General features: G+C 63.4%; 23 protein-coding genes and 3 tRNA genes. 13 read left to right on the forward strand and 13 right to left on the reverse strand.

Annotated elements, in window-relative coordinates:
• The 3 genes from AB4097_RS20230 to AB4097_RS20240 form a co-directional block, all read right to left on the reverse strand.
• The coding region (locus tag AB4097_RS20230) for a GTP-binding protein (RefSeq protein WP_441969905.1) at positions 1 to 149 on the reverse strand (149 nt) is incomplete at its 3' end.
• Positions 150 to 379: 230 nt separating this feature from the next.
• A tRNA-Gly gene (locus tag AB4097_RS20235) sits at positions 380 to 453 on the reverse strand.
• Between the two features lie 17 nt (positions 454 to 470).
• A tRNA-Tyr gene (locus AB4097_RS20240) sits at positions 471 to 555 on the reverse strand.
• A 191-nt stretch (positions 556 to 746) separates the two neighbouring features.
• On the opposite strand from AB4097_RS20240, the gene AB4097_RS20245 reads away from it, so the two are divergent.
• Both AB4097_RS20245 and AB4097_RS20250 read left to right on the forward strand, forming a co-directional pair.
• Entirely contained in the window at positions 747 to 1,571 is an 825-nt protein-coding gene (locus tag AB4097_RS20245; RefSeq protein WP_442042876.1) for a TrmH family RNA methyltransferase, read from the forward strand.
• Between the two features lie 234 nt (positions 1,572 to 1,805).
• Positions 1,806 to 3,524 (forward strand): MFS transporter, encoded by a 1,719-nt coding sequence (locus AB4097_RS20250; protein ID WP_442042878.1) that lies wholly within the window; start codon positions 1,806 to 1,808, stop codon positions 3,522 to 3,524.
• Positions 3,525 to 3,604: 80 nt separating this feature from the next.
• Here the strand turns inward: AB4097_RS20250 and AB4097_RS20255 are convergent, their stop codons facing one another.
• Positions 3,605 to 3,913, reverse strand: a complete 309-nt coding sequence (locus tag AB4097_RS20255; protein WP_442042880.1) for a hypothetical protein — start codon at positions 3,911 to 3,913, stop codon at positions 3,605 to 3,607.
• A 139-nt stretch (positions 3,914 to 4,052) separates the two neighbouring features.
• Here AB4097_RS20255 and AB4097_RS20260 point away from each other — a divergent pair.
• Positions 4,053 to 4,127: transfer RNA gene (locus tag AB4097_RS20260), tRNA-Thr, on the forward strand.
• 306 nt (positions 4,128 to 4,433) lie between these two features.
• On the opposite strand, the gene AB4097_RS20265 is transcribed toward AB4097_RS20260, so the two are convergent.
• Positions 4,434 to 4,703 (reverse strand): hypothetical protein, encoded by a 270-nt coding sequence (locus AB4097_RS20265; RefSeq protein WP_442042882.1) that lies wholly within the window; start codon positions 4,701 to 4,703, stop codon positions 4,434 to 4,436.
• A gap of 774 nt (positions 4,704 to 5,477) precedes the next feature.
• Here AB4097_RS20265 and AB4097_RS20270 point away from each other — a divergent pair.
• Positions 5,478 to 6,290: a TrmH family RNA methyltransferase gene (locus AB4097_RS20270; RefSeq protein ID WP_442042884.1), complete on the forward strand. Its 813-nt coding sequence runs from the start codon at positions 5,478 to 5,480 to the stop codon at positions 6,288 to 6,290.
• A 72-nt stretch (positions 6,291 to 6,362) separates the two neighbouring features.
• Positions 6,363 to 7,346 carry an MBL fold metallo-hydrolase gene (locus AB4097_RS20275; protein ID WP_442042886.1) on the forward strand — a complete coding sequence of 328 codons (984 nt, stop codon included), beginning with the start codon at positions 6,363 to 6,365 and terminating at the stop codon, positions 7,344 to 7,346.
• Here AB4097_RS20275 and cutA read toward each other — a convergent pair.
• The gene (cutA, locus tag AB4097_RS20280) at positions 7,343 to 7,672 is read right to left on the reverse strand and encodes a divalent-cation tolerance protein CutA (RefSeq protein WP_442042888.1); all 330 of its coding nucleotides are present in this window, start codon (positions 7,670 to 7,672) and stop codon (positions 7,343 to 7,345) included. The two genes, AB4097_RS20275 and cutA, sit on opposite strands and share 4 nt — an antisense overlap.
• 49 nt (positions 7,673 to 7,721) lie before the next feature.
• Between cutA and AB4097_RS20285 the strand changes: the two genes are divergently transcribed.
• From AB4097_RS20285 to AB4097_RS20295, 3 genes are read left to right on the forward strand one after another with little or no spacing between them, the layout of a single operon-like run.
• The gene (locus tag AB4097_RS20285) at positions 7,722 to 8,495 is read left to right on the forward strand and encodes an NAD kinase (RefSeq protein WP_442042890.1); all 774 of its coding nucleotides are present in this window, start codon (positions 7,722 to 7,724) and stop codon (positions 8,493 to 8,495) included.
• Positions 8,496 to 8,547: 52 nt separating this feature from the next.
• Positions 8,548 to 9,027 carry a MaoC family dehydratase gene (locus AB4097_RS20290; RefSeq protein WP_442042892.1) on the forward strand — a complete coding sequence of 160 codons (480 nt, stop codon included), beginning with the start codon at positions 8,548 to 8,550 and terminating at the stop codon, positions 9,025 to 9,027.
• Positions 9,027 to 9,902: an HpcH/HpaI aldolase/citrate lyase family protein gene (locus AB4097_RS20295; protein ID WP_442042894.1), complete on the forward strand. Its 876-nt coding sequence runs from the start codon at positions 9,027 to 9,029 to the stop codon at positions 9,900 to 9,902. Before AB4097_RS20290 ends, AB4097_RS20295 begins: the two co-directional genes overlap by 1 nt.
• A 41-nt stretch (positions 9,903 to 9,943) precedes the next feature.
• Here the strand turns inward: AB4097_RS20295 and AB4097_RS20300 are convergent, their stop codons facing one another.
• Genes AB4097_RS20300 through AB4097_RS20315 form a run of 4 tightly spaced genes read right to left on the reverse strand, consistent with a single transcriptional unit; the run spans position 9,944 to position 13,942 of the window.
• Positions 9,944 to 10,618 carry an ABC-type transport auxiliary lipoprotein family protein gene (locus AB4097_RS20300; RefSeq protein ID WP_442042896.1) on the reverse strand — a complete coding sequence of 225 codons (675 nt, stop codon included), beginning with the start codon at positions 10,616 to 10,618 and terminating at the stop codon, positions 9,944 to 9,946.
• Positions 10,619 to 10,642: 24 nt separating this feature from the next.
• On the reverse strand, positions 10,643 to 11,980 hold the full coding sequence (locus AB4097_RS20305) for an MlaD family protein (protein ID WP_442042898.1): 1,338 nt from the start codon (positions 11,978 to 11,980) through the stop codon (positions 10,643 to 10,645).
• A gap of 8 nt (positions 11,981 to 11,988) precedes the next feature.
• Entirely contained in the window at positions 11,989 to 12,789 is an 801-nt protein-coding gene (locus AB4097_RS20310) for an ABC transporter ATP-binding protein (protein WP_442042918.1), read from the reverse strand.
• 4 nt (positions 12,790 to 12,793) lie between these two features.
• Complete coding sequence (locus AB4097_RS20315; protein ID WP_442042900.1) at positions 12,794 to 13,942, reverse strand: ABC transporter permease; 1,149 nt, start codon at positions 13,940 to 13,942, stop codon at positions 12,794 to 12,796.
• Between the two features lie 81 nt (positions 13,943 to 14,023).
• Between AB4097_RS20315 and dgcA the strand changes: the two genes are divergently transcribed.
• Complete coding sequence (gene dgcA / locus AB4097_RS20320) at positions 14,024 to 15,007, forward strand: N-acetyl-D-Glu racemase DgcA (RefSeq protein ID WP_442042902.1); 984 nt, start codon at positions 14,024 to 14,026, stop codon at positions 15,005 to 15,007.
• Here dgcA and AB4097_RS20325 read toward each other — a convergent pair.
• Positions 14,977 to 16,158, reverse strand: coding sequence for an MFS transporter (locus AB4097_RS20325; RefSeq protein WP_442042904.1), 1,182 nt, complete (start codon positions 16,156 to 16,158; stop codon positions 14,977 to 14,979). The two genes, dgcA and AB4097_RS20325, sit on opposite strands and share 31 nt — an antisense overlap.
• 158 nt (positions 16,159 to 16,316) lie before the next feature.
• On the opposite strand from AB4097_RS20325, the gene AB4097_RS20330 reads away from it, so the two are divergent.
• The gene (locus AB4097_RS20330; protein ID WP_442042906.1) at positions 16,317 to 16,817 is read left to right on the forward strand and encodes a hypothetical protein; all 501 of its coding nucleotides are present in this window, start codon (positions 16,317 to 16,319) and stop codon (positions 16,815 to 16,817) included.
• Between the two features lie 5 nt (positions 16,818 to 16,822).
• On the opposite strand, the gene AB4097_RS20335 is transcribed toward AB4097_RS20330, so the two are convergent.
• Both AB4097_RS20335 and AB4097_RS20340 read right to left on the reverse strand, forming a co-directional pair.
• The gene (locus tag AB4097_RS20335; protein ID WP_442042908.1) at positions 16,823 to 17,830 is read right to left on the reverse strand and encodes a glycosyltransferase family 4 protein; all 1,008 of its coding nucleotides are present in this window, start codon (positions 17,828 to 17,830) and stop codon (positions 16,823 to 16,825) included.
• Positions 17,830 to 18,642, reverse strand: a complete 813-nt coding sequence (locus tag AB4097_RS20340; RefSeq protein WP_442042910.1) for a UDP-2,3-diacylglucosamine diphosphatase — start codon at positions 18,640 to 18,642, stop codon at positions 17,830 to 17,832. The genes AB4097_RS20335 and AB4097_RS20340 overlap by 1 nt, the downstream gene beginning before the upstream one ends.
• A 184-nt stretch (positions 18,643 to 18,826) precedes the next feature.
• Here AB4097_RS20340 and AB4097_RS20345 point away from each other — a divergent pair, with 184 nt between their 5' ends.
• From AB4097_RS20345 to AB4097_RS20355, 3 genes are all read left to right on the forward strand, one after another.
• Positions 18,827 to 19,084 carry a CBU_0592 family membrane protein gene (locus tag AB4097_RS20345; protein ID WP_442042912.1) on the forward strand — a complete coding sequence of 86 codons (258 nt, stop codon included), beginning with the start codon at positions 18,827 to 18,829 and terminating at the stop codon, positions 19,082 to 19,084.
• A 110-nt stretch (positions 19,085 to 19,194) separates the two neighbouring features.
• The gene (locus tag AB4097_RS20350) at positions 19,195 to 20,127 is read left to right on the forward strand and encodes a DMT family transporter (RefSeq protein ID WP_442042914.1); all 933 of its coding nucleotides are present in this window, start codon (positions 19,195 to 19,197) and stop codon (positions 20,125 to 20,127) included.
• 105 nt (positions 20,128 to 20,232) lie between these two features.
• Entirely contained in the window at positions 20,233 to 20,850 is a 618-nt protein-coding gene (locus AB4097_RS20355) for a helix-turn-helix domain-containing protein (RefSeq protein WP_442042916.1), read from the forward strand.
• The last annotated feature ends 669 nt before the right edge of the window (positions 20,851 to 21,519 follow it).

Genomic DNA, 21,519 nt, shown 5'->3' on the forward strand with positions numbered 1-21,519 from the left:
ATCTGGTCGTACGCCGTGAACGTCGCCCCGCCCGACTCCGCCAGAACCTTCGTGATCGCCGCCGTCAGAGACGTCTTGCCATGGTCCACGTGACCAATCGTCCCAATGTTGCAGTGCGGCTTGTTGCGCTCAAACTTTTCCTTCGCCATTGATCTCTACCTTGCATAGGCCAGGAACAAAAAACCCAGGGGCGTCCGATATTGCGGTTATGCTCTTTGTGCAAGAGCGAATTTCGATATTGCAGAACGTAATGACGGATAACCCGATCCTCGAACCTGCGGGAACCGGATTGTCAGGCACCTCCCCGCCGGGCAGGTTCGACCTGTATAAAGGCGCTGAAACCCCAAATTACAAGCTGATCGGTCGGGATCGCGGAAGGTGGAGCGGGTGAAGGGAATCGAACCCTCGTATTCAGCTTGGAAGGCTGCTGCTCTACCATTGAGCTACACCCGCATGCCCTTCTGATTGGGTGGTGGGGGAAGTAGGACTCGAACCTACGAAGGCATAGCCAGCGGATTTACAGTCCGCCCCCTTTGCCGCTCGGGACATTCCCCCTTGAGACCCAACCCGAACGCAAAACGCCGAGGCTGTTCTGCGAAGCGCCCGACCTGGCCAAGCGCTCCGTGGCGCTCTTATGGTGACCTGCATGGCCGGTGTCAACTCCAAAGCGTGACGAAATCTGACGGGTCGTGAACCGGCGCTCCCTGTGCTATGGCGCTTCCTTCACCAAGCGAGATCCGAACAGCATGAGCGACCGTCCCTTCCAGTCCCGCAAGCCGAGATTCCAGCGCCCCCACGGGAAACCCGGTCGCCGCGATGCCCATGCCAGACGCCCGAACTTCGAGATCGACACGACGATCCTGTATGGCTGGCATCCCGTCGTCGAGGCGATCCGCAACGGCAAGCGGACGATTCGTCGTCTGCTGGCGACGGAGAACTCCGCCCGCCGCCTCAGCGAGGAATTGAATTCTCCCCTGCCCGTCGAACCTGAGATCGTCCGCCCGGACGAGATCAACCGCCTCCTGGAGCCGGACGCGGTGCATCAAGGCCTCTATGCTGAGGCCGATCCCCTGCCCTCTCCGTCGGTCGACACCCTGAGCGGCGAACGCGTCGTGCTCGCCCTCGACCAGATCACCGACCCGCACAATGTGGGCGCCATCGTCCGCACGGCCGCCGCCTTTGACGTCGAGGCCATCATCACCACGGCCCGGCACAGCCCTGCCGCCACGGGCGTTCTGGCCAAATCGGCATCGGGCGGCCTCGAGCACGTCCCCTTCATGATCGTGCGCAACCTCGGCGACACGCTCAACGCCCTCGGCGAACGGGGCTTTCAGCGAATCGGGCTCGATTCGTCCGGCGATGCCAATCTCGACGAGGTCGAGATCAAGCTGCCCGTCGTCCTCGTGCTGGGCTCCGAAGGCAAGGGATTGAGGCAGAGGACGCGCGAATGCTGCGACGTCATCGGCCGGCTCGACATGCCCGGGGCGATCAAGAGCCTGAACGTCTCGAACGCAGCCGCAATCAGCCTTTATGCTGTGGTCAAGGGAGCCTCCAAAACCGCCCGCAAGTGACGGCCGATGCCTTTCTAAATAATTGCCAAGACTAGACAATCACCCTTCTTCAGCCGCTTCTTAGACGGAAGTCGCAAATACCAATTGTGAATTGTGGAAAGGCAGGTCGACGATAGCCTTCCATCCGTTGGATTCTTGGTTGCGAAGCGCAGCCACGATGCCGCGGCCCAGGCCTGCAGTGCACGGCTTGCGGTTCAGAACCCGGAAAACCGGGAATGAATGGAAGGGAACCCTATGGCAACAGCAGCTACTACGCCTCATGCGGCTACCGCGACGCGGCCGATGACGCGTGAGGAAAAGAAGGTCATCCTGGCCTCCTCCCTCGGTACCGTCTTCGAATGGTATGATTTCTATCTTTACGGCTCTCTCGCCACGATCATCGGCGCACAATTCTTCTCCGCCTTCGACGTGACGACCCGTAACGTCTTCGCCCTTCTGGCTTTCGCGGCCGGCTTCCTGGTGCGCCCGTTCGGCGCCCTCGTGTTCGGCCGCATCGGCGACCTCGTCGGCCGGAAATATACCTTCCTGATTACCATTCTGATCATGGGCTGCTCCACCTTCCTGGTCGGCCTGCTGCCCAGCTACAACCAGATCGGCTGGGTCGCGCCCGTGGTGCTGATCGCCCTGCGCATGCTCCAGGGCCTGGCGCTCGGCGGCGAGTACGGCGGAGCCGCGGTTTACGTAGCTGAGCACGCTCCGGTGGGCCGTCGCGGCTTTTACACCAGCTTCATCCAGATCACGGCCACGGTCGGCCTGCTGCTCTCGCTGGTCGTCATCCTCGTCCTCCGCACCTGGATGGGCGAGCAGGGCTTCCAGACTGGTGAAGGCTGGCCGATCGCCGGCTGGCGCATTCCGTTCCTGCTCTCCGTCGTCCTCCTCGGCATCTCGGTCTGGATTCGTCTCCAGATGCAGGAATCGCCGGCCTTCAAGAAGATGAAGGAAGAGGGCACGCAGTCAAAGGCTCCCTTGAAGGAGGCGTTCGGTCAGTGGAGCAACCTCAAGATGGTGCTCATCGCCCTTGTCGGCCTCGCGATCGGCCAGGCCGTGGTATGGTACACGGGCCAGTTCTATGCCCTGTTCTTCATCCAGAGCATCCTGAAGGTCGATCTGCTCACCTCCAACGTGCTGATCGCCTGGTCGCTGCTCCTCGGCACCGCCGGCTTCGTCATCTTCGGTGCGCTGTCGGACAAGATCGGCCGCAAGCCGGTGATTCTCGGCGGCTGCCTGATTGCGGCGATCACCTACTTCCCGCTCTTCGGCGCTCTCACGAACGTGGCCAGCCCACGTCTGGCCCAAGCCCTTGAAACGGCAAAGGTTCAGGTCGTTGCAGATCCGGCCTCCTGCGGCTCGGTGTTCGATCCGGTGGGCATCCGCACCTTCACGGCGAAGTGCGACGTCGCCCGCGTGGCCCTGGCCCGCTCCGCCGTCAAATACGAGCTCGTTCCGGCTGCATCCGGCACCGCTCCGAAGGTGACGTTCAATGGCAAGGAGATCCCAATTGCGGATGCTATCCCGGCGAACATCACCGCCTTCACGGCGGCTGCGGCGGACGCGGGCTATCCGAAGGCGGGCGATCCGAGCATCGTGAAGGTCGACGGCTTCTTTGCGGCTCTCGGCAACACCCAGGCCCTGAAGGCCATCGGCATCCTGACGCTCTTCGTGATCTACGTCACGATGGTGTACGGCCCCATCGCGGCGGCCCTGGTGGAGTTCTTCCCCACCCGTATCCGCTACACCGCGATGTCCCTGCCCTATCACATCGCCAATGGCTGGTTCGGCGGCCTCCTGCCTCCCACGGCCTTTGCGATGGTGGCAGCGACCGGAGACATCTACTACGGCCTCTGGTACCCCATCGTGATCGCCCTGGTGACCTTCGTGGTCGGCCTGCTCTTCGTGCCGGAAACCAAGGACCGGGACATCATGACCTTCGAAGGAGTCGGCGCGAAGCGCTAACCCTCAACAGAACGGTTCACAAAGGAAAGCCCCGCCTCACGGCGGGGCTTTTCATTTGACCGTTCTAAAGAATTGGCCGTTCAGTAGCAGGTCGACACGCGGCGAACGATCCAGCCCTCACCTTCCACGAAAAGTCGCTTGCGGGAAATGCTGCAAGCGTTGTCATCCGCGGTTTTCGTCTCGATGGAAGACGTGGTCTCCACATCCGTCGCGGCAACCTTCGCCGAGGCCTGCTTCTCGGGCTTGGCCGCCGCACCGTGTCCCACGTGAGAGGCCTGCGCCTGATCTGCAGAAATGCTGAAACCAAGAGCAACCGTCAGCACGGCGAGAACTTTGAAAGCAGCGAATGGCGAGTTCTTTTTCCCAACTGAAGCCCCTGAGACCTTCATGACACCAACTCCATGACCATGTTTTCCTGACAATTCCATAGTCCGGTCATAGTTTCGGTGTGCTGGAACACTAAATATTTACGTTTGTGTGGAACTTGCGTAGCGCTTCACGGACTGCTACCTGAGCACCGTGACATCGGCCGGTGTAGCACAGCGGTAGTGCAGCGGTTTTGTAAACCGAAGGTCGGGAGTTCGATCCTCTCCACCGGCACCACTCTCACCTTTTGAGTGGCACAAACCCTTCAGCGACAATGGAATTCGGGAATGCGTCCCCGTTCGACAGGACGCTGATGCGCGCTTGTCGCTGGCTCATCTTCCGGCCAATGTTGAGAGAGGACGAAGCGCCTCAGTTCAGGGCGAGGCTCAAATAGACGGCCACAAGCAGGGCCAGGAAACTCAGCCCGAGGGCAGCCATCAAGGCAAGCCAAAGAGATCTCGTGTCGTCGGCATCCATAACGCGCCCCATCACAACTTTATCGGTAAACGATGGAGGGCCTGGCTTATTCCCGATCCAGACGAACTAAATCTGTGTCGCTTGAAGCTTCACAAGCAGATCCTGGTGTGCGCACCAATCCCTGAGCGTCTCTTGCATCCTGTGCAGCTCCGCCTTGGCGCTCTCCGTCGCCTGGGCCTCCCACGCAAGCTCCTGAACGAGCGTGACTTGGGCGGAGATTCGCCGTTTGAGGTCGTTGATGTCCTTCGTGAGGCTTCCCAGGTCGTCCTGCAGATCGAGTGAGGAGCCGTTCGCCCCGAGGGTTTGGCCGGATCGCCCTTCTTCAAGCTTGAGCATATCCCGGCATAGCGCGTCAGTCGCTTAGTGCCAAGCTTCAGGCTTCAGCCCTGCAGCGGGAGCTTGCTTGCAGGGGCGGTCGCGCTCTGGGGCTAATCGAGAGCGCCGGCATGAATTGAGAGGCCTTCCGGCCGGCCATTTTGGATCGTCCGCCGGGGTAGCCCGCCTGCCCAGGCAGAGCTTCTCGGGAATACACCTAGGCTATGCGCTTCAGATCATGATGGAGGCGCACGTGGATGTGCTCTTGTTGAACGTGATGGGCTCGGCGGCCGTAGCCTCTGCCATTGTCGTTGCCGTCATGACAAACAGGCTGTCGAGGGAACTCGCCGGTTTTTAGACCCAAGATCGTTTCGCTGGTTTGACCAACCAACGAAAGCTTCATCACTGGCGGTCGGAAGGCCTGTGCTTCATGGCTCAACGCACAGGCATTTCGGATCTCACCGAATCTGCTCTTTGCCCCAGTTCTCGTGAGCAACCTGATCCGACACTTCCTGCTCGACGCGGTTCAGCCTACGGCGTCGGCTACTGTAAACGGCCATGAAGGTGCCGATCAGCAAAGGCCCGCCGATGATGACCAGGGCCTACACCCAACCGTCCGCGATGTCCCAATCCATCTATCGTCTCCCTGCTCAGGACTGCATAGGGCAGTCCAAGCTTCCGATGGGGCTACCAGGGATGCCAAGTCGTTGTTCCCGGAACGGTTGCGCATAGGCAAAGCCGCCTGTGAGGATTAGACAGGCGGGAAATGTGAGCCTTCCCAGATCGACGAGTTCCATGCCGATTCCTGTTTCAGACCCCGACGACCCAAGGATCGAGGCCTATCGTGCCGTGCGGGAGCGTGACCTCGCCGGACGGGAGCACCGCTTCGTGGCGGAAGGGGAAGTGGTCCTTAGGGTTCTTTTGAAGCAGTTCCGGTTCAAGATCGAATCGCTCCTGCTGGCAGAAAGCCGGCTCGAAACCCTGGGCGATGCCCTGGACCTGCTTTCCCCGGAAACTCCGGTCTACACGGCGAACCGGGCCGTGATGGACGCCATCGTGGGATTTCCGATTCACCGAGGCATCCTGGCTATTGCTCACAGGGCTCCCCTGCCGCCAGTCGAGGAATTGCTCTCGCAGCTGCCCGAGAAGGCGCTGGTGGTCGGGCTGGTCGGCTTGGCGAACCATGACAATGTCGGCGGCATTTTCCGCAATGCGGCCGCCTTCGGCGCCGGAGCGGTGCTGTTAGACCGGGAGACCTGCGACCCGCTTTACCGCAAGGCCATCCGCGTCTCGGTCGGTGGAGCGCTGGTGGTGCCCTTTACACGGGTATCGTCCGCCGATGCGATGGTGCAGGCGCTGCAGGCGGCCTCCTTCGACGTGATCTCCTTGTCGCCGTCCGGCAAGGAGATCCTCTCTCACGTCCAGCCCTCACCACGAACGGCCCTGCTCCTCGGGGCGGAAGGACCAGGGTTGCCGCCCTCGCTTCTCGCCCGGACGCGCACCGTCTCCATTCCCATGAGCGGCGGGTTCGATTCACTGAATGTGGCGACCACGAGCGGGATTGCCCTGCATCATCTGGCCAGCGCGGTATCACGCCCTGCTCTCTGACTTGTGAGGATCTGGTCCCTTGTCTCCAAGCGGACCCATTCTAGGCTTCCTCTCCCATGCCTGGAGACATTCATGACCATTACGCGCCGTACAGTCCTTGCCAGCACCGCCTTCACGGCTGCTCCCCTCGCAGGTCCCGCCCTGGCCCAATCCACCTCGCCGTCCTCTGCCGCACAGGGATCCGGCACGCGTCAGGCACCCGGCTTCTATCGCTACAAGGTCGGCGACATCGAGGTCACGGCCATCAATGACGGTTCGGCGCCGCGCCCTCTCGAAGGGTTCATCCGCAATGCCGAGCTCCCGGCCGTTCAGCAGGCGGCCCGTGAGGCGTTTCTGCCCCAGGACACTATCCAGAACACCTTCACCGGCCTGGTGCTCAACAATGGCGGCCGTCTGACCGTCATCGATACCGGCAACGGCGACTCGGGTGCCCCGACGACCGGCCGCTGGATGGCGAATTTCCGCGCGGCCGGATTTGACCCTGCTCAGGTAAACACCGTCGTCATCAGCCATTTCCATGGCGACCATATCAACGGCCTGCGCCTGAAGGACGGCACGGCGGTCTTCCCTAATGCCGAGATCATGGTGCCGGCTGCCGAGTGGGCCTTCTGGATGGACGACGCGCGGATGAACCAGGCTCCGGAAGGGGCAAGAGGCGGCTTCCAGGGCGCGCGCCGAGTCTTCGGCCCCATCGCCAAGGACGTGAAGCAGTACGAAATGGGCAAGGAGGTCGTGCCCGGCCTGACGAGCATTGCCGCTCCCGGTCACACCCCTGGCCACACGGCCTACATGCTCTCCTCGGGATCCGGACGGCTGCTGATCCTTTCCGACACGGCAAACCACCCCGACCTCTTCGTGCGCAACCCGGACTGGTCCGCCATCTTCGACATGGATGCGGACCAGGCGCGCGCCACCCGCCGCAGGATGCTCGACACGGCCGCCTCCGAGCGGGCGCAGGTCGCCTTCTATCACGCCCCCTTCCCGGCCACGGGTCATATCGCGAAGGAGGGCAACGGCTTCCGCTTTGTGCCGGTGCAATGGAGTTCGGCCGTTTAAAGCCTGGCTCCCGCCGTTTCCCCGAGAAGCCACTCCAGGGTGGCCGCATCAGCGCCGGTCGGCTCGATGAAGAGAATGACCGGCGTCTCGTAGGGATGTCTCTCCTTGAGGGCCCGATGCACCTGATCCTGAAGGCTCTTGACGGTCTTCAGGATGGCGACCGCCTCCTGGCCCCGCTCGATGCTGCCCTTCCAGGCATAGACCGATTGCATCCCCGGCACCACGTTGATGCAGGCGATCAGCTGGTCCCGGACGAGCGATTCCCCCGTCGCGAGGGCGATGTCCACATCGGGAAAGGTCGTATAGACGAGAAGTGGGCGATCCATGCTATGCCTGTCCTCCGCATCCGATGGGACGCCACGAGGGTAACTGGGCATGGCCCGCCGCTTCAACAATATCGCATTCGTCGCCAGTGACGCGCCCGACGCTCAAAGCGCACTGAAGACCCTGCAGAGCCTCTATGCCAATGCCGTGCCCGAAGAGGCCGACGTCATCGTGGCCCTCGGCGGCGACGGCTTGATGCTGCAGAGCCTACACAGGTTCATGGGCACGTCCAAGCCCATCTACGGCATGAACAAAGGCACCGTCGGCTTCCTGATGAACGATTATCGGGAAGAGGACCTGTTCGAGCGCCTGGAAGAGGCCGAACGCAGCGTCGTGCACCCTCTGCTGATGGTGGCCTGGGACGTGCACGGAGTGGCTCATACGGCGCGAGCCATCAACGAAGTCTCCATGCTGCGGCAAACCTACCAAGCCGCGAAGCTGCGCATCAGCGTCGATTCCCACGTCCGGATCGCCGAACTCATCGCCGACGGAATCCTGGTTGCGACACCGGCCGGATCGACCGCCTACAATCTCTCAGTCGGCGGGACGATCCTGCCGCTCAATGCGCCGCTGCTCGCCCTGACGCCGATTTCCGCCTTCCGCCCCCGGCGCTGGCGCGGAGCGCTCCTGCCGGACTACGCCAAGATTCAGATCGAGGTTTTGGACTCCGGAAACCGTCCTGTCAGCGCGGTGGCCGACCACACGGAATTTCGCAACGTCTCTCACGTGCATGTCTCCATGGATCGAAGCGTCGATCTGGTGATGCTGCACGATCCCGGCCACAGCCTGGACGAGCGCATCCTGCGGGAACAATTCGGCTATTGATGCAGCGAAGGCATGGCCGCCAGCATGCCGGTCAAAACGATGAGGTCACGTCATGAGCGATGAGAGCAGGCACCCCAGGGGCGGCCTTTACTTCGAGGATTTCGTCGTCGGCAAGACCATCAAGCACCGCCTGACCAGGACGGTGACGCAGATGGACAACATGCTGTTCTCCAACATGACCCTGAACCCGCAGCCGCTCCACATCGACGCGCATTTCTGCGCCACCGAGACGGAATGGGGCAAGCCGCTCATGAACTCACTCTTCACCCTCGGCCTCCTCATTGGCATCTCGGTCAACGACACCACGGTTGGCACGACCATTGCCAATCTCGGCATGACGGACGTGAAGTTTCCCGCGCCGCTGTTCGAAGGCGACACGATCAACGCGACGACCGAGATCATCGCCAAGCGCGAGTCGAAATCGCGCCCCGATGCGGGCATCGTCGACTTCATCCACCGCGCCTACAAGCAGGACGGAACCCTCGTGGCCGAATGCCGCCGGCAGGCCTTCATGCGCAAGAGGAGCGCATGATGCGGTCACTGCTTTTCGTACCGGGCGACAGCCAGAAGAAGCTCGAGAAAGGCATGAGTTCGGGAGCCGATGTGCTTCTGATCGATCTCGAGGATTCGGTCGCCCTCGACGCCAAGGAGGAAGCGCGACGCATCACCGCCGCCTTTCTTGCCGAGAAGGGCAAGGAGGCCCAACGTCCCCGCCTCTTCGTGCGCGTCAACGGACTGACGACGGGCCTCATCGATGCGGATCTCGACGGCGTCATGCGCTCTGCGCCCGACGGGATCGTACTGCCCAAGACGGTCGGCGGCCCTGACGTGGCGCATCTCGGCGCCAAGCTGGCGGTCAGGGAAGCGGAATTCGGCCTGGAGGATGGGGAGACACGCATTCTCGCTATTGCCACGGAGAATGCCGCCGGCGTCTTCGCGCTCGGCACATTCGCCGGCGCGAGCCATCGCCTCATGGGCCTGACCTGGGGCGGCGAGGATCTATCAGCCGATCTTGGTGCCGAGGCCAATCGCGGAGAGGACGGAGCCTATACGGACCCGTACCGGCTCGCCCGCTCCCTCACACTTCTCGGCGCTGCAGCGGCGGGTGTTGACGCGATCGATTCAGTGTTCACCAATTTCCGCGACACGGCCGGCCTTGAAGCCGAGTGCCGAACCGCCCGCCGGGACGGGTTTGTCGCCAAGATGGCGATCCATCCCGCCCAGGTGCCTGTGATCAACGAGGCCTTCACGCCCTCGCCCGAAGCCGTTGCGCGGGCCGAGGCCGTGATCGATGCCTTCAAGGCCCATCCGGGGGCAGGCGTCGTCGGCGTCAACGGCGAGATGCTCGACCGACCGCACCTCCTGCGTGCCGGGCGGTTGTTGAGGCGAGCGGGCCGGCTTGTTTAGGGTTTGCAGGATCGATCACTAAGTTGGTGGCGAAAGCCCCGTCAGGTCGGCGCCTGTTCCTTGCCAGGCGCCTGCGACTGGCTGCTGACGTCGCTGGGATCCTCCCGCCGGGGCAGATGGCTTCCGCTCACCCAGCGCACGATGTCGAGCATAACGACCGACAGCGCCTCGTCGAGGGCGCGGGCGGCATTCGGGGCGTCCACGGCGCTGGCCGGTACACTGGCGCGGAAGATGCGACCGTTGACGATACGGCCGTTCTGGTCGGCGACGATCTTCACGGAGATCTCGGCCACGGCCTCATTCCCGGGGGTCGCGATCTCGAACCGGCGCAGTTCGGAGATGAGCTGGGCGTCAGCCACGGCGCCGCTGCTCGGGCGGGACACGCCCCGGAGCTGAGAGGCGTTCTCGAACGTGTTGATCAGGCGCGTCTGAATGAGGCGCGGCAGGTTGTCGGCCCATTGCCCTCCCCCGATGAACGACACGGAACCGCTCGCATCCTTCACCAGGATCTGCTGGGTCGAGAGCGCCTGAAGGGCCGCCGGTTCATTGACCAGAAGCTGAACGCCGGCCGCTCCCCGGATTCGGGAGGTCGGCGCCGACAGGTCGAAAGTCGCCGGTGCGGGACCTGACGAGCAGGCGCCGGTCAGGGCAGCCAGAACCAGCACCGGGGCAAGGCCCCGCAGCAGGCCGGCTCGTTCAGTCTGGGGGAGAGACACTGAGGATCCACGCATAAAGGTTACTTAACGGCGTCCATTGTATTGGGGGAGATTGGAGCTGCCACCGAAAATAAACTGCTGTGGATTACGCTCGATGCTGCGGACCGCCCGGCTGATATCGCCCAGGGTCTTGCGGCCTTCGACGGCCAGAGCCTCATACTCCCGCAATCCCGATTCCGTGAACCGGTTGACGCCACCGAGGATGCCCTGAATGCCCTCGGTCCGGGTATTGAGGTCGTTGGCGAGCTCGCGCACGGCCACGGCCGCGGAGCGGATTTCATCGAAAGCCCCCTTGCCGGCTTCGCCGGAAGCCGAGCCGAGGAACTTCTCGGCACCGGCCAGAACGCTGTCGATCTTGTCGGCCGATTTATTGAGCTTCTCGGTGATGGAGCGCGCTTCCTGAATGGCCTTGTCGATGTCCGGGCTGCGACGGCTTAGGGTCTGGGTGAAGGTGTCCACATTGTCGACCGTACGGCTGATCTTCGCCGGATCGACAGCCTTTGTAATCTCCGCAATCTCGGCCACGGCCGAATCGAGTTTCGGGGCCGTTTCGTTCAGGCGGTCGACCAGGCTCGCCGCATCCTTGAGGGCTTCGCTCACCACCTGACGGTTTTCGCCCAATGCGGCGGTGAAGTTGTCGACATTCTCGACGATGCGGGCGACCCGCTGGCGGTCGACGGCGCGCACCACTTCATCGACATTCGTCGCCAATGTCTCGAGCTTCTCCGCCAGCGGTCCGACCTTCTCGGCCGCTTGGCCGATCTGGGCCAGGAAGCGGTCGATACCCTCGGCGTTCTCGCCTAGGGCCTGCGAGAAGCGCTCCACGTTCTGGACCGTGCGGTTGATGGATCCCTCGTTGTCGGCAATGACCCGGCCGACCCGCTCGAGCACGTCGTCGGCCCGACGGGCGATGTTGCGCGCGGTCTCGATGAGGTCCTGGAAGTCGGAACGGTCGGCGAAGATCGTCGGCATGGGCTGGCCCGGACCGGCCACGAGCGGCGGAGCGCCCGCCTCGCCGCCCGACAGGCCGACATTGGCCACGCCGGTCAGGCCCTGATACTCCAGGCGGGCGCGGGTGTCGGAACGGATCGGCGTATTGCTGTTGACGGTGGCGATGGCGACCACCCGTCGCGGGTCTTCCGGCAGAAGGTCGAGGCTCGTCACCTCGCCGACCCGCAGGCCGTTGAAGGACACGCTCGATCCTTGGGACAGGCCCGAGACCGAGCCGGAGAACACGATGCGGATGTTCTGGCGCGCCTGTCCCCGCTCTCCGCCGGAGAACCAGTACACGAAGCCGAAGGCGGCTGCGATCACCGCCAGGGTGAAGAGGCCGATCAAGGCATAGTTTGCGCGCGTTTCCATCGTTACCCTTACGCGCCGCCGGCCATGACCGCGCGTGCCCGTTTTCCATGAAAATAAGAGCGGAGCCACGGGTGATTCGATTCCAGCATCACCTCGATTGGACCCTCCGCGAGAATTTTTCCCTCGCCTAGAGCCGCTATGCGGTCGCACACCGAATAGAGGCTGTCCAGGTCATGGGTTACCATGAATACTGTCAGGCCTAAAGTCCGCTGTAACGTCGCAATAAGGTCGTCGAACTCGCCAGCGCCGATGGGATCGAGACCCGAAGTGGGCTCGTCGAGGAAAACGATCTCAGGGTCGAGGGCCAGAGCCCGCGCCAGGGCCGCACGCTTGATCATGCCGCCGGACAGCTCCGAGGGCAGCTTGTCGGCCGCATCGGGATTGAGGCCCACCATCTCGATCTTGAGCATGGCCAGTTCGTCGAGCAGCCGGTCCGAGAGGCGCAGATATTCACGCATCGGAACCTGAATGTTCTGCTTCACGGTCAAGGCTGAGAACAAGGCGCCCTGCTGGAACAGCACGCCCCAGTGCCGCTCGAGCTGCCGGCGCCCCTCGGCGGACAGATCGTCGAGATTCTGGTCCAGCACCTCGATGGTGCCGGCCCGCTTGGGCACGAGCCCCAGGATGGCCCGGGTCAGGACCGACTTGCCCTGGCCCGAACCGCCGACGAAGCCCAGGATTTCTCCGCGGTAGACGTCGAGATCGAGCCCCTTCAGGATCGTCCTCTCTCCGAAGCCGACCTCGACGCCGCGGACGCGGATGATCACGTCGCGGTTCTCCAGGGATTTGGGGTGGCGCCGTTCGAGCATCATCTCAGTAATTTATCGCTGCAAAGAACATGGCAAAGAGACCATCGAACACGATGACCATGAAGATTGCCTTTACCACCGAGGATGTGACGTGGCGGCCCAGGGATTCGGCGGAGCCTTCAACGGCCAAGCCTTCCAGGGTGGCGATGATGCCGATGACCAGAGCCATGAACGGGGCCTTGAACATGCCGACCAGGAATGTGTTCATTCCCACGGCGGCCCGGAGGCGGTTCAGGAAGATGTCCGGGCTGATGTCGCCATAGACCCAGGTCGTGAGGCCTCCTCCGACGAGCGCCGCGATGGACGCGATGAAGGTCAGGAGCGGCAGGCCGATCACCAGCGCCATGATGCGCGGCACGATGAGAACCTCGATGGGATCGAGGCCCATGACCCGCAGGGCATCGATTTCCTCCCGCATCTTCATGGAGCCGATCTCGGCCGTGAAGGCCGAACCCGAACGGCCCGCCACCATGATGGAGGTCAGCAGAACGCCGAGTTCGCGCAGGACCAGGATGCCGATCAGGTCGATGACGAAGGGCGTCGCGCCGAACTTCACGAGCTGGAAGATACCCTGCTGCGACACGATGCAGCCGACGAGGAACGAGATCAGGACTATGATCGGCACGCCCCGATACGCGATCTGCTCCAGCTGGTTGATCACGGCCGTGCCCCGGAAGCGACGGGGATGAAGGATCACGCGGATCATCGCCGAGACGAGTTCGCCCAGGAAGCCCACGCCTCCGACCATGTCCTTGCCGGCGCCGGCGACGCTCTGGCCCACATCGACGAGGAAATCCACAAACCGCGAGTGACGCGGCTTCGGCTCGCCCTGAAAATCCCGATAGGCGGCCTCTTCCAGGAGAATCTTCTGCTCGGGCGAGGCATTGGCGAAATCCACCTGCCCTTTGGCTGAGAGCTCGTGCCGGGTCCGGTTGAGCGTCCAGGCACCCAGGGTGTCGAGACGCTCGACGCCGCTCAGATCAAAGATGAGCGGAAAGCTCTCGGCCTCGGCCTCGATTTCACCGACAAGGGCCTCGACCTTCTGGGCATGCGGAGCCGTCCAGGGACCGGCCAGCCGGGCCGTCATCCGCCCATCGGCGCGGTCGATTGTGACTTCCGGCTCTCGAGCCAAGGTGCTCTGCGCCACGATCATCCCTTCGGCATTGATTCCGCTTGGTGATAGCGTGTCATTGCGCCACAAGTCGAGACGAAGTTAAGAAGAGAAGCCAAGAGAATGCGTAAGCTCACCGTTTCCATCGACCGTTTCCCCATCGCCGGAAAGTTCACGATCGCCCGCGGCTCCCGGACCGAGGCGGTGGTCGTGACGGCGACGATTTCCGAAGATGGCGCCGTCGGGCATGGAGAATGCGTGCCCTACCCTCGCTACGGCGAGACGGTCGAGGGGGTAGCGGCGGCCATCGGGGCCATCCGACCTCAGATCGAGGCGGGACTGACCCGTGAGGCGCTTCAAAACCTCCTGCCGGCAGGCGCGGCCCGGAATGCGGTCGATTGCGCCCTCTGGGACCTGGACGCCAAGCGCTCCGGCATCTGTGCCCACCTGACCGCCGGGCTGAACCGCTGGCCGCCCGTCACCACCGCCTACACGATCAGCCTCGATACGCCCGAAGGGATGGCAGAGGCCACTACCAAGGCGGCGGAGCGGCCGATCCTCAAGGTGAAATTCGGCGCCTCCGACGGCGATATCGAGCGGATCAGGGCGGTCCGCCGGGCAGCGCCCCAGGCGACCTTGATCGCCGACGCCAACGAGGGTTGGACCGAAGACAACCTGGAGCGGCATCTCGCGGCCTGCGCAGATGAAGGCTATGCCCTCGTGGAACAGCCCCTGCCCGCCAAGGCCGACGGATACCTGAGCCGGATCTCCCGTCCTGTTCCTATCCTGGCCGACGAGAGCGTGCACGACCGGGCAAGCCTCGACCGGCTGGTCGGCCTCTACGAGGTCATCAACATCAAGCTCGACAAGACCGGCGGCCTGACGGAAGCGCTCGCCTTGGCCGATGCAGCGGAGGCCAAGGGCTTCTCGCTCATGATCGGCTGCATGGTCGGCACCTCGCTCGCCATGGCGCCGGCCCTGGTGCTCGCGCCCCGCGCCCGGTTCGTGGACCTGGACGGCCCGCTTCTCCTCGCCCGGGACCGGGAGCCCGGCCTTCGCTACGAGGGCAGCATCGTCTACCCACCGGAGCCCGCGCTCTGGGGCTGAGTCTTCTGCATGCGGAGGACAACTAGCATCAGCGTGAACCCGATTGCTCCCAGGGGAGCCATCGCGGCAAAGACGCCGGCGCCCGCTTCGGCGTAGATCATGCCGCTGACGACCGTCGACGCCGCGGTCGTCAGGGCGGCCAGCGAGCCGTAGATCCCCTGCGCCCGTCCCCTCGCGCTCATGGGAGCGAGTGCCGCAAGGGCCGCCATGGTGCCGATATGGGTGGCTGCGAAGGACAGGCTGTGCATGGTCTGCAGCACGAACATGACCTCCACTCCCGGCTGCAGGGACATGATGGTGAAACGGATGGCCGCCGCGGCCGCGCCGATCAGGATCAGGCCGACGCCCGAACTCCGGCCCACATGGCGGCCGAGATAGATGAAGACCAGGATCTCGGCGATGACGCCGGCTGCCCAGAAATAGCCTATGACCGCGTCGGAAAACCCGATGGAACGCCAGTAGATGCTGGCGAAGGCGTTCAGCGCCCCGTGGCTTCCCTGTGTCACCGCTCCCGCGATCAGCACGAGCCACAGGATTCTGGACAGCTTGGGAGACGCATCCTCTCTCCTGACCTCTTCCTGGCTTGAGGGCTCGGGATCCTCGTGCGGAACCGCCACCAGGGTCGCCGTGAGCCCGAGAAGCGGAATCAGCGTCAGGGCGATGATGACGGCGTTCGGCCCGAAAGCGCCGACCAGATATCCGCCCACGATGTTGGTGATGAAGAACGCTACGGAGCCGGCGCCCCTGATCCGACCGTAGTTCAACCCGGGATGCTTCTGGACCGCATTGGTGGAGACGAGGTCGTTGCCCGGGATGATGCAGGACTGGGCGACGGCGACGATAGCCACGAGAGCCATGATGGCCCAGGTGGCATCGACCAGCAGAAAGAGAGGAAAGCCGATCAGCTGGCCGAAATGGCTCGCCAGCAGCAGCCGTCTTGCGCCCAACGACCGGTCCGCGAGGCTCAGGAGCGGCGCGGTCGCCAGGATCCGCACGATGATGGGAATGGCGACGACGAACCCAATGACCGTCGGCGACAGGGCCTTGCTCTGCAGCCAGAGCGGGAAATACGGCAGATACATCCCATGGCTGGTGAAGCTCGCGGCCTGCAACGCACCCAGGCGGAATTCGATAGCTTTGAGCGGATGCATCAGGACTATGGTCTTCTGGACTCGAAAATCGGAACCGCACGAGCAAGAACGCGGTGCAAGACTCATCCTGAAAGCCTTACAGGGGTTGAGCTTGCAGGCACTTTGCACACATCTGTTGGAGACAGGAATCAAACCCCGCAAAGATGGATTGCGACACCATGCCCGATGAAGACACCCACGTCACGTTCGGCGATCTGGATTTCAACGCCATCGAAGCGGCCGTCATGGAGACGGCGCGAGGCCGCTGGTTCCTGAAGGAATATGCCCGACGCAACCGCAACGCGGATACTCAGGCCGTGCTCGAGGCCCTTGAGCAACTAAAGGTCCTGCCGCCGGACGCTCAAGCGCTCGAGCCTTTTAGAGCCATCCTGGAGAAAATGGCCACCTCGATCCGTGAGACCAAGGAAGAGGTCCGCTCCTTCCCGGCTCTGGAAGCCGGCGATCCCCTGAATTCCCTCTCGGAGGCCGAGTTCCAAGAAGCGGCCGAGCAGCGCATCCGGCTCATGGTGTCGACGCTCCATGCTCTGGAAGGCGAGATCCAGGGCATGATCGATCACACCCGAGTCGAGGTCGACCGGACGGAAGTCTCGGTGGATTCTGGCCCTTTCGAGGGTGAGAGGGCTCAGAATCTCCACCCGCGTCCCGCCTTCCTGATGTAGGCGGGTTATCTTCCGGAATGGGCTTTCTCGATATTGGAGAAGAACTGCCGGGCGCTTTCGTGCCAGGTGAAGGTCTCGCCATAGGCCTGGCAGCGATCCTTCGGGATGTCGAGGGCGGAAAGGGCGGCCTCCCGCAGGTCGCTCCTGAGTGCGCCGCAGCCTGAGGAGCCGATCACGTCGAGCGGACCCGTGACCGGAAAGGCTGCGATCGGCAGGCCAGAGGCGAGCGCCTCGATCAGCACGATCCCGAAGGTGTCGGTAAGGCTCGGAAAGACGAAAACGTCCGAGGACGCATAGACCCGTGCCAGATCCTCGCCCGTGAGAGATCCGAGGAAACGAGCCTCCGGATAGCGCCGTTCGAGCTCCGCGCGGGACGGCCCGTCGCCGGCCACCACCTTCGTGCCGGGCAGATCGAGACTTAGGAAGGCATTCAGGTTCTTCTCGACGGCGACCCGTCCGACATAGAGGAAGATGGGAGCGACGGCGTCCAGGATCCGCTCGCCTCTCGGCCGGAACAGAACCGTGTCGACGCCCCGGGTCCAGCGCATGATGTTGCGGAAGCCGCGCCCCGTCAGCTCGCGCTCCAGGGAGGGCGTGCTCACCATCATGGCGCGGGCCGCCCGATGGAACCGCCTGAGCGCCGCATAGGACCACCTGTCGGGTATCCCGGTCCGCGCCGCCACGTATTCCGGGAAGCGCGTGTGATAGCTCGTGGTGAAGGCGCGTCCCTGACGCGTGCAGGCGAGCCGCGTCGCCAGTCCGATGGGGCCTTCCGTGGCAATGTGGACATGGGTCGGCCGGATCTCGTCGAGAAGATTCGCGAGGGCCCCGGGCCCGACCAGGGACAGGCGGATTTCCGGATAGGTCGGCATCGGGAGTGACCGGAAGCGCTCGGGCGTGAGGAACGCGACCTCCGCGCCGAAGCGCGGCGCCTCGGCCGCCATGTATTCCAGCGAACGCACCACGCCGTTGATCTGTGGGTGCCATGCATCGGTCGCGATCAGCAGGCGCATCAGGCGGCCTTCTCGCTGAATTTCACCTCGGCGAGGCTTTGATCGCGGGCGGCCTCGCGCTGGACATCCGTCCACCGGATCAGCTCGAAGGATCCGTCGTAATGCTCGACCACCGCCGTGCAGGACTCGACCCAGTCGCCGGTATTCACGTAGGCCACGCCGAACTGGTCGTGCATGATCGCGTGGTGGATATGGCCGCAGATCACGCCGTCGGCCTCCTGCCGCTGGGCTTCTGCTGCGAGAAGCTCCTCGAAGCGGCTGATGTAGTTCACCGCGTTCTTCACCTTCAGCTTGGCCCAGGACGACAGCGACCAATAGGTCAGGCCGAGCCGCCGCCGCACGATGTTGAGATGGGTGTTGACGAACAGGGCCGCTGCGTAGGCCCCGTCCCCGAGGAGGGCCAGCCAGCGGGCGTAGCGGACCACCAGGTCGAACTGATCGCCATGGATCACGAGGTAGCGCTTGCCGTCGGCGGTCTCGTGCAAGGCGTAATCCGCCAGCTCGACGCCCCCCAGGTTCACTCCGATGTAATCGCGCAGGAACTCGTCGTGATTGCCGGGCAGGTAGACGAGGCGAGCGCCCTTGCGGACCTTGCGCATGAGCTTCTGCACGACGTCGTTATGGGCCTGGGGCCAGTACCAGCCGGATTTCAGGCGCCAGCCGTCGACGATGTCGCCGACGAGATAGATCGTGTCGGCATCATAGGCCTTGAGGAATTCGAGCAGGGCTCCGGCCTGGCACCCCTTCGTGCCCAGATGGAGATCGGACAGGAACAGAGTCCGTACGCGCAGAGCATTCACTTCCTGAGCCATGGGCTCCTCCGGCGGACTTGCTGATCGACAGCCAACCGGATTCGTATCTCGCCCCCATGACGCTTTTTCTGCAGTTTTGTGACGGTGGGCTGCAGCTCAATTACGGCGGGGCTGTCAAAAGCCCGCTTTCACGGCCGACCAATTTGCCATAGAGGCTCTGCTTCGGATCGAACGGAGATCATCGATGAGCGGACCTGACTTCGTCGGGCTGATCGGCGTTGTCGCCTACCTGTCGGCCTATGGGCTGCTGCAGCTGGGCACCTTGAAAGTAGAGGACAGCCGCTATGCGCTCCTCAACGCACTGGGCGCGCTCCTTATCCTTTACTCACTCCTGTTTGACTTCAACCTGGCATCCTTCGTGACCCAATCCGCCTGGCTGATCCTGACGGCGATCGGCTATATTCGCTTTCACCTCAAGCGCTCGCGGGCAGCTCGATCCTAAACCCATGCGTCCGGCGCAGGGGTTTTCGCACCGATTGGGGGTTCACGAGACGGCCCATCCGTGGTTGGTTGCAGCCCTCAAGCGACGCCAGCCGTGAAAATCCGCCTCCCGTGAAACCTCTCCTGGGGATCTCCCTCAAAGTCATCTCCGCCGTCGTCTTCACGATGATGTCGGCGACCCTCAAGACTGTCGCCGCCCGCTATCCCGTGGGGGAGATTGTCTTCTTCCGATCGGCCTTTGCGCTGCTGCCGCTTCTCATCTGGCTGAAATGGCAAGGGGACCTCATCAACGCCGTGCGGACGAAGAACGTCCTCGGCCATTTCAAGCGTGGGGTGATGGGCACGAGCTCGATGTATTTCGGCTTTGCCGCCCTCTCCTATCTTCCCCTCCACGACGCCATCGCGATCGGCTATGCCTCGCCCCTGATCGCCGTGATCCTGGCGGCGCTTCTCCTCAAGGAAACGGTGCGCGCCTATCGATGGTCCGCTGTCGGCATCGGCTTCGTCGGCGTGCTGATCATGCTGTCGCCCTATCTGAATGTCGGCACTTTCGGCGGGGGCCTGAACGCGGGTCCGACGCTCGGGGCGATGCTCGCCTTCGCCGGGGCCTTCTGTTCGGCCGGCGCCATGATCCAGGTCCGGCGCCTGACCGAGACGGAGAAGACGGGTGCCATCGTGTTCTATTTCTTCATCATGGCATCGGGCCTCTCGCTCTGCACCCTGGTCCTGGGCTGGCGCATGCCTAATGGCCCAGACCTTGCCCTGTTCATTCTCATCGGCATCCTGGGCGGGGTCGGGCAGATCCTGGTCACGCAATCCTACCGCTACGCGGACACGTCCGTGATCGCCCCGTTCGAATACACCACCATGATCTGGGCGCTCCTGTTCGGCTGGTTCCTGTTCGACGACCTGCCGACGTTCACGGTGCTGACCGGTGCCACCATCGTGGCCGCGACGGGCCTCTTCATCGTCTGGCGCGAGCATCGGCTCGGGCTCTTTCGGACGAAAGAGCTGCAGGCGACCCCCCAAAGGCCTGGCGTCTGAGCCTAAAAGAAGCGCCTCACCCGCTCGGGCGCTTGACCCATCCAGGCGATTACCCCACAACCGTTTTGAGGAACGAACGTTCTCTTTTACGGAACAGAGGCAGTCATGGGCGTCGAGGGCAAAGAACGGAGCCGGGAGCTGGAAACAGGCGCACAGGTTCTGTCCGGCAACATGGGCAAGACCATCCAGCGCTTGCGCAAGGCCTACAACCTGTCCCTCTCGGAACTCGCCGAGCAGTCCGGCGTCGCGAAGTCGATCATCAGCCAGATCGAGCGGAACGAAACCAACCCCACGCTCGCCACCATCTGGCGGCTGAGCCAGGCCCTGGACGTGTCGATCGAGCGGGTTCTGGCCTCGGGCGACGAGGAGCCCTTCATCGAGAAATCCTCCAAGGCCGACACCCCGATCCTCGTCTCGGAAGACGGCAAAATGCGTCTCGCCATCATCGGCTGGCTCAAGACCATCGAGTGGCTGCAATGGTACGACGTGCAGTCCGAGCCCGGCGGCGTGCTCGATTCCGACAGCCATCAGCGCGGCTCGGTGGAATGCCTGTCCGTCCTTGAAGGAGAGTTCGAGGTCGAAGTCGGCGGCGTGACCCAGCAGGCGAAGGCCGGCGAAAGCCTGCGTTACCGCTGCGACCGCCCCCATTCGGTACGCTGCATCGGCGATGCGGCCGGACGCGCCACCATGGTGTGCATCCTTAAAGCCGCCGTGATGGATTGAGGCCGGGGCCGAGAATTCAGCTGGGTTCCGAAGACGTCGGTGGTCGGGACATGCCCGGCCATGACGCGGCGGGTGTTGGCCCGGGATTGGGCCCGGCACCGCAACGCCGTCATTCCCGCGCAGGCGGGGATCCAGAGCCGCCGATGGTTGAGGACGAGGCGCGCGGTGTCTCACGTCATTCTGTCGCGTCGGCGGTTCTGGATCCCAGGCTCCGCTGACGCGGCCCCGGGATGACGCCCTTGACGTCATCACCGGCCTCGTGCCGGTGATCCCGATTGCTTGAAACGCCGAGCCTCACTGATCGGGATGGCCGGGACAGGCCCGGCCATGACAGGGGTGTGGGGGTGATCCATTCGTGTCAAAGAGCCAGCCCCTTCGGGCCCGCAGCGGGTGCTGCGAGCCTTCAGGGTTGATCGAGGGTGGCGCGATGGCAGCCCGGCTCGCTGTGAATGGTAAATGGAAGAGCCGAACTGCTCATCACGCACGGTTCTTTTAGGCGTTTAGACTTGGACCAGCACAMGGCTGCCAAGGGCCTCCTGGCGCCGGCTGCGTGACCGGCGGACAGGACCGTGCCTGCTCCCACAACTTGCGACGCCTCGCGAAGCGCGCCCCTCGTCGGATCAGGCTGTGCAACGATATAGCCAAGGTTGCAGCATCTGTCAAGAACAA

It is taken from the genome of Microvirga sp. 2MCAF35, from assembly GCF_052115545.1.
In the GTDB taxonomy this organism is placed as follows: domain Bacteria; phylum Pseudomonadota; class Alphaproteobacteria; order Rhizobiales; family Beijerinckiaceae; genus Microvirga.

What these genes read in the sequence shown, in the direction of transcription:
- AB4097_RS20245 (WP_442042876.1), top strand. Translation starts at nt 747, where the DNA reads ATGAGCGACCGTCCCTTCCAGTCCCGCAAGCCGAGATTCCAGCGCCCC.
- AB4097_RS20250 (WP_442042878.1), top strand. Translation starts at nt 1,806, where the DNA reads ATGGCAACAGCAGCTACTACGCCTCATGCGGCTACCGCGACGCGGCCG.
- AB4097_RS20255 (WP_442042880.1), bottom strand. Translation starts at nt 3,913, where the DNA reads ATGAAGGTCTCAGGGGCTTCAGTTGGGAAAAAGAACTCGCCATTCGCT.
- AB4097_RS20265 (WP_442042882.1), bottom strand. Translation starts at nt 4,703, where the DNA reads ATGCTCAAGCTTGAAGAAGGGCGATCCGGCCAAACCCTCGGGGCGAAC.
- AB4097_RS20270 (WP_442042884.1), top strand. Translation starts at nt 5,478, where the DNA reads ATGCCGATTCCTGTTTCAGACCCCGACGACCCAAGGATCGAGGCCTAT.
- AB4097_RS20275 (WP_442042886.1), top strand. Translation starts at nt 6,363, where the DNA reads ATGACCATTACGCGCCGTACAGTCCTTGCCAGCACCGCCTTCACGGCT.
- cutA (WP_442042888.1), bottom strand. Translation starts at nt 7,672, where the DNA reads ATGGATCGCCCACTTCTCGTCTATACGACCTTTCCCGATGTGGACATC.
- AB4097_RS20285 (WP_442042890.1), top strand. Translation starts at nt 7,722, where the DNA reads ATGGCCCGCCGCTTCAACAATATCGCATTCGTCGCCAGTGACGCGCCC.
- AB4097_RS20290 (WP_442042892.1), top strand. Translation starts at nt 8,548, where the DNA reads ATGAGCGATGAGAGCAGGCACCCCAGGGGCGGCCTTTACTTCGAGGAT.
- AB4097_RS20295 (WP_442042894.1), top strand. Translation starts at nt 9,027, where the DNA reads ATGCGGTCACTGCTTTTCGTACCGGGCGACAGCCAGAAGAAGCTCGAG.
- AB4097_RS20305 (WP_442042898.1), bottom strand. Translation starts at nt 11,980, where the DNA reads ATGGAAACGCGCGCAAACTATGCCTTGATCGGCCTCTTCACCCTGGCG.
- AB4097_RS20310 (WP_442042918.1), bottom strand. Translation starts at nt 12,789, where the DNA reads ATGCTCGAACGGCGCCACCCCAAATCCCTGGAGAACCGCGACGTGATC.
- AB4097_RS20315 (WP_442042900.1), bottom strand. Translation starts at nt 13,942, where the DNA reads ATGATCGTGGCGCAGAGCACCTTGGCTCGAGAGCCGGAAGTCACAATC.
- dgcA (WP_442042902.1), top strand. Translation starts at nt 14,024, where the DNA reads ATGCGTAAGCTCACCGTTTCCATCGACCGTTTCCCCATCGCCGGAAAG.
- AB4097_RS20325 (WP_442042904.1), bottom strand. Translation starts at nt 16,158, where the DNA reads ATGCATCCGCTCAAAGCTATCGAATTCCGCCTGGGTGCGTTGCAGGCC.
- AB4097_RS20330 (WP_442042906.1), top strand. Translation starts at nt 16,317, where the DNA reads ATGCCCGATGAAGACACCCACGTCACGTTCGGCGATCTGGATTTCAAC.
- AB4097_RS20335 (WP_442042908.1), bottom strand. Translation starts at nt 17,830, where the DNA reads ATGCGCCTGCTGATCGCGACCGATGCATGGCACCCACAGATCAACGGC.
- AB4097_RS20340 (WP_442042910.1), bottom strand. Translation starts at nt 18,642, where the DNA reads ATGGCTCAGGAAGTGAATGCTCTGCGCGTACGGACTCTGTTCCTGTCC.
- AB4097_RS20345 (WP_442042912.1), top strand. Translation starts at nt 18,827, where the DNA reads ATGAGCGGACCTGACTTCGTCGGGCTGATCGGCGTTGTCGCCTACCTG.
- AB4097_RS20355 (WP_442042916.1), top strand. Translation starts at nt 20,233, where the DNA reads ATGGGCGTCGAGGGCAAAGAACGGAGCCGGGAGCTGGAAACAGGCGCA.